Source organism: Paenibacillus sp. J31R109 (genome assembly GCF_059692055.1).
Genome location: NZ_JCAUAR010000001.1, coordinates 114,890 through 130,024 on the forward strand (window position 1 = coordinate 114,890; position 15,135 = coordinate 130,024).

The window sequence follows — 15,135 nt, forward strand, 5'->3', positions numbered from 1 at the left end:
TGCTCGGAATGCTGAAAGGGGAAATCAAACATGGCTTTGCGAAAATGGATGACCTGCAGCTTCGTTCTCATACTTGGAATAAGTCTTATTCTCCCCACATGGATTTGGGCCTCTGAGGCCGAACAGTCAGGCACATTTACAATGAAGATTTCTTCACAGATGCCAAATCAAGGTGACACCATTGAGGTTGTCATTGATGCACATGAATTAATAGATGTGTATGCTTTTGAAATTAATATGGCGTATGATCCTACAAGGTTAACATTTATAGATGCGAAGTCTGATGTCCCTGGCTTCTCGGTTCCACCGCTTATCAAAGGGACAAACATCCAAATCGCGCATACAAAGATCGGTCAAGGGAAAGGATTAGAAGGAGAGCAGTCCTTATTTAAGATGCATTTTAAAGCGATTAAAAACGGGGAAAGCGATCTCACACTAAGTAGTGTGAAACTTGTACACTCCAAATTGATCAGTACCACGAAGCTTACGCATAATCAAACAACACTGACGATTCACGATCCATACCATTTTGATGATCTAGATTCCTTCGATTGGGCTGTGGAGGCGATTGAAGCGCTGGCAGTAGCAGGAATTGTCAATGGCACTGGGGATAGACAGTTTAGTCCGGGAGCTGACGTAACTCGAGCCGATTATCTTGTGCTGTTAATGAGGGCGCTTGGCCTTCAAGGCACAGATCTTGGTGAACCCTTCGACGATATAGAGGAGGGAGTCTACTACGCGCAGCCTGTATCTATGGCAAGGGCTTTGGGTATTGTGCAAGGTGATGAATCGAATCGCTTCCATCCGAAAGCTTCAATTACAAGAGAAGATATGATGGTACTTACGGATCGGGCGTTGCGCGTTTCAAAACATCTGACTGTTGAGGGGGATCAAGGAGATCTCACAGCTTTCGAAGATAACGCCATGATTTCAGCGTATGCTCAGAAGCCTGTTGCTACTTTAGTAAAAATAGGACTGGTGCATGGCTATGAGAATGGTATGTTCCCACAGGAGACGACGAATCGCGCTCAGGCTGCTGTTCTCATCTATAATCTCCAAACTTTTATTAAGGTGAAAAACTGAGGTAACCCATTAAATGTTGTGAAATGGCTTGTTGAAAGAGCCTTGAGACGCGTTGTCTCGAGGTTTTTTAATCTGATGAACAGTCCCATGCACAGTTGCTTGTCGCTATATTGCAATAATTGTAAGCAACTTGAGACAAGAACTTGTGTTAAAATGGGAAAATCGGCTTGAAATCAACAGGTATGAGGTGAAACGTTTTTGCTGCAATTATCATCCTATAAAAGAAGGGGCATCCGCTCCACGCTTCAAAGTTTTTCGCGCATCCTCGTCAGCAACGACAAGCTGTCGCTGTATACGTTCATTGCTATTCTGTGGAAGTCTCAACTTCTACTAGCAGCATTGCATGCACCAGATAATACGGGAATCAATATTGGGGATATGTATTTTACAATTCCACCTGTACTTTCACATTTAATGTTTATTTTGTTTGTGGTTAGTATAGGGCTTTTCTTTAAAAAGAAAGGTCGTCGCTATTATTTGGTAGGGATTCAAGTCCTGTTTAGTCTACTTTTGATCTGCGATCTCGTTTATTACAGAGCCTATGGTGCGTTCTTATCACTTCGCTTCATCGTTCACCCGAATGGATTTAACCCGCTTGATTATAATCTTTGGACATTTCTGCGTCCATTTGATTTGTGGTTTGTCTTTGATCTCGTCGTTATTGGTGGCATTGCACTTTTTCGATATAACAATACACCAATCATGTCGCGTCGATCAGAACGAAAAAGACAGCCAGTCATAGCCATTACGCTGATGCTGCTAGCTGCTGGAGTTGTGTCATATGAGCATTACCGAATTGATGTTAAGGATACGACAGATGGGCAAATGATGTTTTTTAATCTGAGTTGGGCACCTTTTCAATCTATGTCAGATATGTCACCTATTGGTTATCATTTGTATGACGGATTACGGTTATTCGGTGGTGCCAAAAACATCAAGCTTGCCGATCAAGAACGTACACAAGTACAAAACTGGCTTGCAAGTAATGCAGAGGGTTTACCTGATAATAGCTATAAAGGGATGTTTCAAGGGAAGAATCTTATTGTTATTCAGGTAGAATCACTTGAAAACTTCGTTATTGGTGAGAAGGTGAACGGGCAAGAAATTACGCCGAACATAAACCGCTTGCTAGGTAACAGTTTGTATTTTAACCATTTTTATGAACAGGTTAACAATGGGACGAGCTCGGATAGTGATTTGTTGACGACGACATCCGTATTTCCAGTGCGATCTGGAGCGAATTTTTTCCGTTATCCAACGAACACTTACAATTCCTTACCTAAGCTGATGGAGGGGATGGGGTATCAAACCATTTCCACCCATTCAGAACCTGCGGGCAGCTGGAACTGGGTCGAGGCGCATCATAATATCGGGTACCAAACGAGCTGGGATCTTCGTAGGTATAAGGTAGATGATATCGTTGGACTGGGATTGTCCGATGAATCCTATCTTAGACAATTAGGCGATAAATTGACGGATGTTCAGTCTCCTTTTATGCTCCACGTCATTACGTTGTCTAGTCATGGTCCTTTCGATTTACCGGAGAAAACGAGGAAGCTCCAGTTGGATCCAAGTTTGGACAAAACGATTATGGGTGCCTACTTCCAATCCATCAACTATACCGACAAACAGATCGGTGCCTTCCTAGACAAATTGGATCAGATAGGCCTGTTAGACCAATCGGTAGTTGCCATTTATGGCGATCATACGGGCGTGCATAAGTACTATCAAGATCAAGTAGACGCGATTCCATCCTTGGAAAATGAATCCTGGAGAACGCATTCGCTGCAGCTACCTTTTATCATTTATAGTAAAGGCACACAAGGGGAGCAGATCCCAACGATAGGTGGTCAAATCGACACCTTACCTACGCTTGCTTACCTTATGGGCGTTGATAAAGCGAAATTTGAACCAACGGCAATGGGGAAAATCCTCGTGAACACGAATCGTAATTTCACGATTCTAAATAATGGGACTCTGGTTGGCGAGCCGCGGGATGCGGAAAGAGAGCATATCATGCAATCGTTCCAGATCGCGGATTGGCTGCATGAGAGTAATTATTTTGCGGAGTGAGCGATATGTGGGAGAGAGTTAGGGGAGAGAGCTGAGGGGAAGAGATAAGGGGAAGAGCTAAGCGGATGCTTAGCTCTTTTTCATCCCGTAACTCGATTTTATCGAGTTAGAGCAGCAACATCGCCTCATTCTGTTGCTGTAACTCGAATTTTTCGACTTCCAGCAGCAACATCGCCTCATTCTGTTGCTGTAACTCGAATTTTTCGAGTTACAGCAGCTAACTCGGCTCTTTCTGTCTCCGTAACTCGAATTTTTCGACTTACAGCAGTTACATCGCCTCATTCTCATTCCGGAACTCGAATTTTTCGAGTTACAGCAGCAACTTGGCCTCATTCTGTTTCCGGAACTCGAATTTTTCGAGTTACAGCAGCAACTTGGCCTCATTCTGTTGCTGTAACTCGAATTTTTCGAGTTACAGCAGCAACTTGGCCTCATTCTGTTTCCGTAAGTCGAATTTTTCGAGTTACAGCAGCAACTTGGCCTCATTCTGTTTCCGTAACTCGAATTTTTCGAGTTACTGCAGCTTCTTGGCCTCATTCTGTTGCTGTAACTCGAATTTTTCGAGTTAGAGCAGCAACTTGGCCTTATTCTGTCTCCGGAACTCGAATTTATCGAGTTACAGCAAACCAGCGTCGACTTACATCCCTCATCCAGTTCCCGCTCCCCAAAGCTAGCCTGCGGGGATCGCAACGCGAAAAAGGCTGTTTACAAGTAGTCAAACTACGTGTAAACAGCCTTTTCATCTAATACCTATTTCACTTCTGCAAGAAGGAATTTATCGTTCACTTTTTTCGTTGTATACGTTGCGCCATCTTTTGTCGTGAATTTCACGAGATCAGCGGTGTTGGCTGCGTCAAACGTAATGTCTCCTTTTTGGGTCGACAAGATATTGGAAGTGAAGTACGACTTCGTGTTCGTAAGGAATGCTGCACCAGCTTTTGCATCTGTTACATAATGATTCACTAACGTATCGAGCATAGCGGCATCGACGTAGCTAGATAGAAATTTCTTTGCTGTCTCTTTATCTGTCGCAGCAATTGGATTTACAACGAAAGCGCCATCTGCTGATTTGGCTTCAGCGAACAAGTAATCAACTTTCTCGCGAGCAATTCTAGCTGCGATATAGCCTTTCATATTCGTTGTATCTTGCGATACGGCTGCCGTAGCTTGTGGCGTTGCTGTTGCTGTAGCAGCAGGGCTTGGAGAAGTTGTAGAATCTTTGGAAGAACAAGCAGCACCCGTGATTGCCATAGTAAGTATAAGAAGCCCTGCAGCTGTTTTTTTCAATGTCATTTCGGTACACCTCATCATGATTTATCTACTGACTGAAATTGTTAAATTATCCGAATTCTATGTGAATAGGATAGCCAGCAAGATAAAAATATAAACGATGATGTTCAGAATTGCAAACCAATGCGACCGATTTTGGCTTTATAAATGACAAAACATCTGCATGTTAGCTATGGAAACGCTTGTAATTGTGACGGTTTGTCTGAGACCAAACGGTAATGTTTTCATTTTACGGAATAACAAGGTGTGAAAACGGCACTTTCCAGCTATAAATTACAAGATAATGGATAATATATGGTTAAATGGGTCAATTCTTTGTCTAAATTACGAATATATTCCGAACGTAAGTTTCAATTGGAGTTAAAATCAGTTTTTCGTCCTATGTAGCCCCTCTATAAATAGGGGGTCTGTGATAAATCTAAGATTTCTGCTTGAAGTCCAGTGCGCAAATCAGTTTTGGGCTGATAGCCAAGCAAGGTTTGTGCTTTCTGAATATCTGCCCATGTATGGCGAGGCTCTCCAGATGCTTTCCCCAGTAATTGCATGTCTACTTTCTTACCAAAAAGATCTTCAAGAATAGCTATGCAATCCAGTACGGATGCACGTTCTTTGCCTCCGATATTAATGGTCTCACCTATGATATTGGCTGCGTACGCCGTTGCGGCGATGGCTTCTACGCAATCACCGACATACGTAAAGTCACGCGTTTGTAGACCATCACCGTTGATGGGGATTGGTTTGTTTTGTCGGATGTGTTGGATAAACCGATGAAAGGCCATATCCGGACGCTGTCTAGGACCGTACACAGTGAAGAATCGTAAGATAACAAGAGGTAACTCATCTGTTGTCGCGTAAACCTTACAGAGCTGCTCTCCAGTCAGTTTGGTGACACCGTAGGGCGAGAGAGGCTCTGTCTTAGCATCTTCATTCACTTGATTCGTTTTTTCGCCGTAAACCGAGGAGGTCGATGCATATACAAATTTGCTAACGGGATACTTCCGACACCCTTCGAGTAGTCGTTGCGTAGCTTCGATGTTATTCGTGACATAGGTTTTGAAATCTTCGCCCCAACTTGAACGCACGCCAGGCATCCCAGCCAAGTGGTAGATGATATCGACACCTGGAAGAATCTCTGACAACGGAACCTGCAATAGATCTTGGTTAATAAAAGTAAATCGATCGTGCGCTAGCAAATACCGAAGGTTATATTCCCTAACATGAATAGGCGTTGGTGATTTAAAAACTAACGCATCCAATCCAATGACTTCGTGGTTTGGGTTTTGAAGAAGCTTTTCACACAGATGTGAGCCTATAAAACCTGCTGCTCCTGTTACGAGTATTTTCATTCCAAGTAACTTCCTTTCTTTCAGCTTAGTTATCTATTTCCGATGCCGAAATAGGAATAGCCTAGCTTGGTCATTTCTTTGCCGTCGAGCATGTTTCGTCCATCGAAAATCACTTGTTTGTTCATAACCGTTCGTAATTGCTGCCAATTGGCCTGGCGATAGTCTTTCCATTCCGAACATAAGATGACGGCATCGCATTGCTGCAAGGTGATTTCGATGGCATCAAACTGTTGAACCGATGCAGAACGCAGATGTTCTGGCAGCTTAGCAATGGGATCATGCACACGGAGGTTCGCTTGCTTATCGATTAATTGTTGAATGATGGCTAGTGCAGGAGCTTCTCTTAAATCATCGGTATTGGGTTTGAAGGAGATTCCGAGTATCCCAATGGTTTTATCTCTGAATCCGCACAACTGCTGCTCCCACAGGTTCAAGAAATGGGTAGTTTGTGAGTTGTTGACCGCAACTACTTTATCAAGAATACTTAGATCTACTTGGTTTTCTTTTGCTGTATATAAAAGCGCCATGCTGTCTTTTGGGAAGCATGATCCGCCATAACCGATTCCTGCTTTTAAAAACTGAGGGCCTATCCGTTGATCCATCCCCATGCCTGTCGTGACTTCGGAGATATTAACGCCTAAAGCTTCACAAAGTCTTGATAGTTCATTGACATATGAAATTTTCGTAGCTAAGAACGCATTGGAGGCATATTTAATCATTTCCGCAGTTCGAGGTGTCGTAACAAAAATGGGGGCTTTGATTTGATCATATAAGGATTGAATGACTGTTGATGCATGCTCAGAAGTACTTCCAATTACAATTCGATCGGGATGAAAGGAATCATATAAAGCACTGCCTTCCCGTAGGAACTCAGGGTTTGAAACAACATCAAAAGAGTGGGGATAGCTTTGTGATTCTTGAACCCATTGCACCAATTTACGGTTTGTGTCTATAGGAACTGTGCTTTTCACAGTAATGATTTTATATTCGTTCATGAATGCACCAATACTTTGGGCAACCCCTCGTACAGCCTGGAGATCGGCGCTTCCATCTTTATCAGAAGGAGTGCCAACACAGATAAAAATAATGGCGTTTTCACGAATACCTTTCTCCGGAGAAGAAATAAAGTTAATATTCCCGGATTCAATGTGTTTTTTTAATAAAAGATCTAGCCCTGGTTCATAAAAGGAGAGTTTTCCCTCAGATAAAGCCTGTATTTTTGTCGTATCCGTATCTAACCCCGTAACTTGCCAGCCAAGCTCAGCAAATAACAAACCCGTTGTCACGCCTACATATCCCATACCCATAATTAAAATGTTCATTTGCCTGTCCCTCCATCTTTTTGAACAAAAACTGACTGTGGACTGATAATGGAGTTCGTCATTGGATAGTGGTTAGGATTCAAAATGGCGTACTCTAACAAAATACTGTTCTCTAATGTACAGCTTTCGAGTCTAACATTGGGGCCGATCGTAACATAAGGTCCGATAACACAGTTGATTAATTCCGCACTAGGATCAATACATACTGGCGGGATAAACGTGTTCCCCGGATGGTGTTCAATCGGACTTGGAAGTAAACCCTCATCATCCATGAGCTGTAGCATCCACCTGTTCGCTTCGAGCCAACCTTCCATCGTTCCGACATCGGAAAAATTCTTTGCCGTCATTTGATAGGTGACTGAATATTGTTGATGAATGAGCCACTGAATGGCATCTGTGATCTCATATTCGCCTCTGGCCGAGGGTTGGATGGCATGTACGGCTTTGAAAATGCTTGATGTAAACGCATAACTCCCCAGAACCGCAAGATCTGACTTGGGCTCTGAAGGTTTTTCTTCTAGACCAATGATTCTATCTTTATTCACTTCAGCAATTCCAAAAGCTTTGGGATTCGCTACTTTTCTTAATAGAATAGCAGCATCGTGATTGTCTTGGGTGATGGCATGACATAATTCATGGAGATCTTGTGTAATCAAATTATCCCCCAGAAGTAGAATGAAGGGCTCATTATCTATGAAAGATTCAGAGAATTTCACAGCGTCAGAGATGCCTAGCGGATTCACTTGGAAAATATATGTGATATTTACATCCCACCTTTCTCCATTACCTACTTCTTCCATAAACATGGTGTAGAGATTGGGCCGGATGACGATACCGATCTCGTTGATGCCTAATTCAACTAGTTTTTCGATTCCATAAAAAATTAAGGGTTTATTCGCCACAGGAAGCAGGCCTTTAGGTTTAATATTTGAAAATGGTTGGAGTCTAGTACCCTTGCCTGCACAGAGAATTAATCCTTTCATAAGCTTTACCTCCCTGTCTATATGAAGACATTATTAATTTATGATGAAACTTATGAAAGGTAAGGGCTTTTAACAGGGAAAATACGCTGATATGTAGAGTTTTAGTATAATTTGAGTGAATCGGACAAACATAATCCGCGAATCTACTCTATCAACAGCCTAAGCAGGCGATACAGAATATCATAGTATACAGGGGGAGACAATAAAGTTTCTAATTTAGGCTGAGAGGAATGGTTATTTTGCAAAATCTAGACAAATTAATCAGCTATTTGAAAAGCCATCCAGAAATCACAGAAATTTCTTTGGAGTACGTTGATGGGGGCAAAGCTGACGTGGAATTGGCGGAAATCAAAGATTTAATGAAAGACATTGATTGGGATACTGTTGATGAAGCTGAGGTGGAATTAGCTGACGGATCCAAAATGGAGTTTGGTGAAGATGATGATGATGATGAAGATGAAGACGAATCAGGCGACGAAGAATCAGATAACGAAGATGAAGAAGACGAAGAAGAATCTGATGATGAAGAATCAGACGATGAGGATGAAGATTCAGACGAAGACGATGACGAAGAAGAAGTAAGAGTATCAGCTGCTGATGAAGACGAAGACGAAGATGAAGACGAAGACGAAGACGAAGACGAAGATGAAGATGAAGACGAAGACGAAGACGAAGACGAAGATGAAGATGAAGATGAAGATGAAGATGAAGACGAAGACGAAGATGAAGACGAAGACGAAGATGAAGATGAAGACGAAGATGAAGATGAAGACGAAGACGAAGATGAAGATGAAGATGAAGATGAAAACGAAGACGAAGACGGCGATGATGACAACGAAGCCGAAGAGATAGTTGCTGCTCCTGTCGATGAAGACGACGAAGATGATGAAGACGAAGACGAAGACGAAGACAATGATGATGACAACGACAACGATGATGAAGCATAAGTTGTAGTCGATATATATTCTATTGAATTTTATATATAAAATAAATGTTACTGCTCGTATTCGTTACGGAAAACCTCTAACTCTTGTAAGGACTTCTGCATGTGTTTGCAGAGGTTACCTACTCGTAGTTAGGGGTTTTTCATTTATATAGGGATGAAAAATAGGCTGACCTCAAGTAGAGTTAACTACTTATTGGACAGCCTTGATATGAAATCTCTGTTTGAAAAGATACTAAACCTACTTATCTTTGTTCCCAGACGGCAAGGATTTCCTGAGCAACACGTTCCCAAGGATAATTTTGTTCGGCCAATCGTCGACCGTTAAGTCCCATATGACGCGCATGGTTCATATCAGATAATAACGAGTTTAGTTTTTGTGCATATTCACTCGGGTTTTCAGGATTATCGATGAGTAATCCGTTGTTATTTTTTACAATTTCCGGATTACCGCCTCGAGCTGTTGTGAGGAAAGGTAAACCAGCGGCCATGGCTTCATAATGCACACGTGCTAACGGCTCCTGCCAAATCGATGTACAAACAAAGACATCTCCTGCGCAGAACCAGCGGTGAACATCTTGAGCTTGAACATAGCCTGTCGTAATGACAGGAAGAGGCGAGCGTACGGCAAGTGCTCTAACGTATGCGATATAGTCACTGATGGAGTTATCACTGAACCAGGCACCGCCAACGACAACGAGAACAGCATCTGAATGTTTAATTTCAGACATCGCACGCACTAAGACGTGTGGCCCCTTATTACGGGTCAGCCTTCCGACAAATAGGATGACTTTCTTATCAGTCAGATTGTTTTCAGCTCTCAGGCTATCTCGAACGCTTCTTGCCTGTTCGGACTCTTGCCATGGCGCAAAGCGATTCAAGTCAACGCCTGAATAAATCGGTCTTATTTTGCCTGCTGCTTGGGGATAGTAGTCACAAATGGCCGTTCCAATATATTGACTAATGGTGATAATACGCTCCGTGTGTTCGATAACGTTAGTCGCCTCGGTACGCTCGATCTTATAAGGATTGAACATATCATTATGCATACTTAGAATAATCCTGGAAGTAGGCGCAACGTTCTTAACAGGTAGAACAAGTAAAGGGCGGTTGTAGATTTGAATAATATCATAGTGTTCCGACGAATTTTGTAGAAATTGGACAACTCCTGAAGCATATGCGTCAAGTAACCCATAGGATTCCACACGAACATAGCGGATACCATTGCTGACTTCATCGTTTGGCAAAGCAGGGTCCGTTCTTCCTAAAATGGTAATTCTGTGGTGTCTGCTTAGCAGTGTAGCTACACCATCAATATAAGTTTGGATAGCTCCTCCTCGAATGTTAGGGACAGGCAGCTTTTCCGTACAAATCATCAGAATGTTCACAAGTTAACAGCTTCCTTTCTCAAGCAGTCCGTCTTTTGGGTTGAATCTGCCGTTTTTTAAGCGGTGGTGCGGCTTTTTGGTTTCTTAACGGTTTTATCGCCTTTTTCAGATATGGCCTAATTACTTGTTTTAAAGGCTTCTTAGCTTTAATATTTCGTTTCATTAGTTTCTTCTTCGGCTTTAGAAGAGGCTTAACTTTTCTCTTAAGACGCCATTTTTTGCTGCCTCTGATAACCTTTGCCCCAGAAGCGTACTTCCATTTTGCAAGCCGCTTGCGTTTTCTGCGATATAAATAGCGTGTTTTCTTGATGAATCTCGTTTTTCCCCGTGCACGTCTCTTTCTCGGAACACGAAGCGTAAATCTGTTCTGTCCTTGCGTCGGTAATGGAATCGGTGCAAGACCAGGGTCTGTCAAGAAAGGGATAACGGCTGGCATCTGAGGAATATCATGAGCAGATTGAAGTGGTTGATCACCTGTAGGCTCATCTGAATAGATAGGGTATTGGATCGATGAATCCTCAATCGGAATTTGCTCAACAGGCATATCGGAATAAATCGGCTCCATGACCGGATCGCTGGCAACCACATCTGGCATATCGGAATAAATGGGTTCCATGATTGGCGTGGCAGCAACTAAATCTGGCATATCGGAGTAAATTGGCGTCAGCAACTCGCCTGGAACAACAACCGGACGTTGGACAATTGGTTTGACGTAATCGGATGAGTACTCGCCAGCAGGGTAGTTGGCTTTATCCTTTTCAAGCTCGCTTAATGCTTGCCATTTGCTGGCTTCTGTTGTCATCACTCGTTGAAGAATTGGTGCGAGCTCTGTATCAAGAAATACTTGAGGATTGAACACGATTTCTTTGACATGCTTATAGAATTCATTAGGGAATGCCATATCGATCCATAAAATTTCGAACGTTTCTTGGTCGATTGGATTAGCCTGATGGTAAGCTTCAATCATGCCGCGAATCCAGGTTATATCCCACACACCCATATCATCCATGGTGCTGGTAATTAATTTCCGTAGATCTCGAATCGGCAGATCGTAAGAAACGCCGTCTAAGTCGATAACCCAGATCCCGCCGGGTCCCATTTGGCCATTTGACCACCCGAAATCTTGATGGGCAAGCCCCCAGTGAGGTTCACCTTTGGCTAACATCTGGTTGTATGGGGAGTTTTGAAAACGGAGATACATCTCGTTAGCTTGCCGCTTGAATTCCTCAATGACAGCTAATAAATCTGCGCTTGCGGGAGAATCCGAATAGGCATTCGCAATATCCTGGAACCAGTTGATTTTGGCAATGATTTTCTCGTAGTATTTGCCCCAACCGAAGATACGAGATGACTTTTCGGATCCGCTTGGAGGAACATAACCTTTGGAGTTTTTGTGGAACTCGCCGAGACCGAAGCACAGCTGAGAAGCGCCTTCCAGGTCGACTTTTGATACAGGCACCAGAGGTTCGATCCAGTCTGTAACGATCCACAGCTTACCGCCAGCTTCGACATACATATGTCCTTCCTTGGTAGGAATGAAAGAAGGAACCCGGTAACCTAATCCGGACATGTAAGCTTGAGCGCCCACACTGAACAGACTTCTTCTTGGCCGTCTATGCAAACATTTGATACTCAGGTTGCCCTTGCTTGTGCCGATTTTCCAAATTGCGCCGCCCTTATCCGGTTTAGAGGTAATCAACAGCATATCGTGCAGCTGCAGGTCATAATGACCAAGGACTTCTCGCGCCAGATTTTCTAAGCCAGGAGGAACATACATGTTTGCTACGATTCCTGGATCTAAGACGTCATTGATCCACGGAACGACTTGATAATTGTCCACCACCATCACTCCATCACGTATTTTAAAGTGAATTGTACGTTCTAATACTTTACAAATGCTGCGGTACTACGCTTGTTCTTTCTGTTGCACGACAACGCACTTCATGCAAAACAAATAATCACCTCACATAAACCAAATTAGGTTTATCTAATTCTATGCATATGTCATTAGGTGAAAGGTTGATATGTACAAGAGTGGAACTTCATGAAAAACGAATAGACTTTTGCATACGTAAGGACTGAAACCATGCATTGACGTGAAACCAAAAGGTTGTATATAATATAAAACGAAACCAAATGGTTTCGTAAAATTAGAGGACAAGAATAGGGGAATTGCAATGTTGTTGAGTTCGATTAATTATTGGGCAGTTTTGGTTACAGGGATACTATCGTTAGTGTTAGGCTTTCTGTGGATGGCAGTCATATGGGCGAAACCTTATCAGCGACGCATGTATGGCAACATGAATCAAACAGATTCAACTGTGAGTACTTCTGTCAAAATCCAATCTTTTGTCCTGTACATTCTGGTATCCTTCGTCACCTCAATCGCATTTGCTGTCTGTTTAGAGCTGTGGAAAGCAGGTGGGCAAGCATTTGCGTACGATGGAGAGCGATTGTCGAATGCGTTCTGGTTTACTATGTTACTAGCAGCAGGCTACACACTTCCATTTACAATTGGCAAAAAAGTATGGCAGTTTAAAAGCTGGATCGTGGTAGCCGTAGACACTTCCTATGAGGTTGTTCGTTTCACGATGCTCCTGCTTATTTTCTGGTACTGGGTGTAATACGATAAACGTGTTATCACCAACTAATCTGAAGATAAGCTAACTTCTTCTAAGCTTACGATAAGCCTTCTAATCCTCCAGCAGGGTATAGTTAGTGTGTAGATAAGATCACACTTTCGGGAGGAATTACGATGAGTAAATTAACACAAGAAGAAGTCGCATTTTACAAGAAAAATGGGTATTTTCTGTATGATAAGCAGTTATTCTCCGCTGAGAAATTAGCCGAGTTAACGGACGTATTCGAAGATCAGTTGAAGCAAAAAGGCAGCAAACTGTCTGATGAGTTAGACACGCCGCATTTCCGTGAGGATCGCTTGTTGAACTTCTTATTATCCGATGATGTGTTGGATCTCGTAGAGCCCATTATCGGGCCAAACATTGGTCTGTGGTCATCCCATTTTATTTGCAAGGATCCGTTTGTTGGCAGAGCAACGCCTTGGCACGAAGATTCCGCTTATTGGAAAGGCCGTGTCAGCAGCTTCGATAACATTATTACGGTATGGTTAGCTATTGATAATAGCACGAAGGAAAACGGCTGTATGCAAGTCATTCCTGGCACGCACAACAATGGGTTCTCGGAATATGAGAATGTAGATGGCGCCAAGAATCTCTTCAGTACACAAATTAAAAATATGGATACCTCCACAGCTGTTCATTTTGAACTGCAAAGAGGTCAATGCTCTCTACATGATTCACGTATCATTCACGGTGCTGACCCCAACAAGAGTGAATTCCGTCGCTGCGGTTATACCATGCGTTATTTCTCAACAGACACCAAAGTCTTTCTAGATAAAAATCCCAATCACAAAGTATGGCTCGCTCGCGGCAAAGATCTAGCTGGAAATAAATATGCGAATGTAGAGTAGAAGGGATTTTTACTGTCATTAGCGAAATCTTATGATATACAAAATGAGAGATGAGGAGGAAGCGGATGAAGAAGCAACCGGTGAGACTAACGAATGAACAATTTATTCAACCTGCATCCTCCTTTCAAATTTACTTTCAATATATCAATGAGCGTCATGAACTTCATTGGCATGAATTCTATGAGCTTTGCTTTGTAGTTCGAGGCAGAGGTATGAATATAGTGAATGGAACAGAGCATGAGCTGCGCAGTGGCAGCTTATTTCTGTTGACTCCTGCTGATTTCCACGAAATCTATTCGTATCCGAATGAGCCCATGGAGCTGTATAATCTAGTGTTCGATGAGGATTTGCTGGACCAAGAACTACGAGAGTTCATGTTTGGGCAAGTGGCGGAATATATGGTAAATCTGAACGAAACACATCATGAGATTATAGAGTCTGAGTTTCAACTAATTCGTGATGAGGTTCAAATGAAGAAGCCAGGACATGCTATTTTGATCAAAGGAGCTTTTGAGCGAATCCTTTTGTATTTATTTCGCAATTACCATGATCAGAAAGAACAGCTAGAGTTACCGGTCACCTCGTCTCCGTCCTCGACGCTTCAGCGAGCGCTTGTCTATATGCATCATCATTTTCGGGAAGAACTCCGATTGGAGGATGCTGCCAAGCAAGCTGGATTGGCGCCGAATTATTTCAGCCTTGTTTTTCATAAGATGACAGGGATTTCGTTCCAAATCTACTTGCAAGGGTTACGGTTGCAATTTGCCAAATCACTGCTGCAAGCCTCGGATATTCCGATTACGGAAATTTGTTTCGCTTCAGGGTTTAATACATTAACGCATTTTGAACGAGCATTTAAGATGAAGTATGGAAGTTCTCCGCGAACCTTCCGTTCGCATTAAGGTGTGAGCGGCTCTCCAAATGTGTATAATAGAAGTATCTTATGTATACAAAGGGGACAACTTCTCATGATTACTTGCAAATCGTGTTCCAAACCAACAGAACTCCAGATGCAACGTTGTTCACACTGCGGAGCAATGCTATCGTACACGGTTGCTGAGAAATTCGATTTGATGGCTGAGATGGTGGAACAGGCGTTGAAGCAGGAGCTCGAAGCGAGAAGAAGATTGAAGCATTAATCGAGATTGCAAAGCATAGAAGAGACTGGGGCTACCCAGTGCGAGACACCTGACGTGGTCTGGTGTTTTTTTGTCATT

General features: G+C 42.7%; 13 protein-coding genes. 7 read left to right on the plus strand and 6 right to left on the minus strand.

Annotated features, from left to right (window positions below):
- Window positions 1-30 precede the first annotated feature (30 nt).
- Together AC58QT_RS00430 and AC58QT_RS00435 are read left to right on the plus strand one after the other, a co-directional pair.
- Window positions 31-1,083 (plus strand): S-layer homology domain-containing protein, encoded by a 1,053-nt coding sequence (locus AC58QT_RS00430; protein WP_497407269.1) that lies wholly within the window; start codon window positions 31-33, stop codon window positions 1,081-1,083.
- 198 nt (window positions 1,084-1,281) lie between these two features.
- Window positions 1,282-3,156 (plus strand): LTA synthase family protein, encoded by a 1,875-nt coding sequence (locus AC58QT_RS00435; RefSeq protein ID WP_497407270.1) that lies wholly within the window; start codon window positions 1,282-1,284, stop codon window positions 3,154-3,156.
- 750 nt (window positions 3,157-3,906) lie between these two features.
- On the opposite strand, the gene AC58QT_RS00440 is transcribed toward AC58QT_RS00435, so the two are convergent.
- The 4 genes from AC58QT_RS00440 to AC58QT_RS00455 form a co-directional block, all read right to left on the minus strand.
- The gene (locus AC58QT_RS00440) at window positions 3,907-4,449 is read right to left on the minus strand and encodes a hypothetical protein (RefSeq protein ID WP_497407271.1); all 543 of its coding nucleotides are present in this window, start codon (window positions 4,447-4,449) and stop codon (window positions 3,907-3,909) included.
- A 389-nt stretch (window positions 4,450-4,838) separates the two neighbouring features.
- Window positions 4,839-5,792, minus strand: coding sequence for an NAD-dependent epimerase/dehydratase family protein (locus AC58QT_RS00445; RefSeq protein ID WP_497407272.1), 954 nt, complete (start codon window positions 5,790-5,792; stop codon window positions 4,839-4,841).
- Between the two features lie 29 nt (window positions 5,793-5,821).
- Window positions 5,822-7,114, minus strand: coding sequence for a UDP-glucose dehydrogenase family protein (locus tag AC58QT_RS00450; RefSeq protein WP_497407273.1), 1,293 nt, complete (start codon window positions 7,112-7,114; stop codon window positions 5,822-5,824).
- Window positions 7,111-8,097 carry a sugar phosphate nucleotidyltransferase gene (locus tag AC58QT_RS00455; protein ID WP_497407274.1) on the minus strand — a complete coding sequence of 329 codons (987 nt, stop codon included), beginning with the start codon at window positions 8,095-8,097 and terminating at the stop codon, window positions 7,111-7,113. Before AC58QT_RS00455 ends, AC58QT_RS00450 begins: the two co-directional genes overlap by 4 nt.
- 230 nt (window positions 8,098-8,327) lie before the next feature.
- On the opposite strand from AC58QT_RS00455, the gene AC58QT_RS00460 reads away from it, so the two are divergent.
- Complete coding sequence (locus AC58QT_RS00460) at window positions 8,328-9,044, plus strand: hypothetical protein (RefSeq protein ID WP_497407275.1); 717 nt, start codon at window positions 8,328-8,330, stop codon at window positions 9,042-9,044.
- Window positions 9,045-9,285: 241 nt separating this feature from the next.
- On the opposite strand, the gene AC58QT_RS00465 is transcribed toward AC58QT_RS00460, so the two are convergent.
- Together AC58QT_RS00465 and AC58QT_RS00470 are read right to left on the minus strand one after the other, a co-directional pair.
- Complete coding sequence (locus AC58QT_RS00465; protein WP_497407276.1) at window positions 9,286-10,428, minus strand: glycosyltransferase family 4 protein; 1,143 nt, start codon at window positions 10,426-10,428, stop codon at window positions 9,286-9,288.
- A gap of 19 nt (window positions 10,429-10,447) precedes the next feature.
- Window positions 10,448-12,268 carry a CotS family spore coat protein gene (locus AC58QT_RS00470; RefSeq protein WP_497407277.1) on the minus strand — a complete coding sequence of 607 codons (1,821 nt, stop codon included), beginning with the start codon at window positions 12,266-12,268 and terminating at the stop codon, window positions 10,448-10,450.
- Window positions 12,269-12,605: 337 nt separating this feature from the next.
- Here AC58QT_RS00470 and AC58QT_RS00475 point away from each other — a divergent pair, with 337 nt between their 5' ends.
- From AC58QT_RS00475 to AC58QT_RS00490, 4 genes are all read left to right on the plus strand, one after another.
- On the plus strand, window positions 12,606-13,052 hold the full coding sequence (locus tag AC58QT_RS00475) for a DUF1761 domain-containing protein (protein WP_497407278.1): 447 nt from the start codon (window positions 12,606-12,608) through the stop codon (window positions 13,050-13,052).
- Between the two features lie 131 nt (window positions 13,053-13,183).
- Window positions 13,184-13,918 carry a phytanoyl-CoA dioxygenase family protein gene (locus AC58QT_RS00480; protein ID WP_497407279.1) on the plus strand — a complete coding sequence of 245 codons (735 nt, stop codon included), beginning with the start codon at window positions 13,184-13,186 and terminating at the stop codon, window positions 13,916-13,918.
- 65 nt (window positions 13,919-13,983) lie between these two features.
- Window positions 13,984-14,820, plus strand: a complete 837-nt coding sequence (locus AC58QT_RS00485; protein WP_497407280.1) for a helix-turn-helix domain-containing protein — start codon at window positions 13,984-13,986, stop codon at window positions 14,818-14,820.
- Between the two features lie 66 nt (window positions 14,821-14,886).
- Window positions 14,887-15,057 carry a hypothetical protein gene (locus AC58QT_RS00490; protein ID WP_497407281.1) on the plus strand — a complete coding sequence of 57 codons (171 nt, stop codon included), beginning with the start codon at window positions 14,887-14,889 and terminating at the stop codon, window positions 15,055-15,057.
- The last annotated feature ends 78 nt before the right edge of the window (window positions 15,058-15,135 follow it).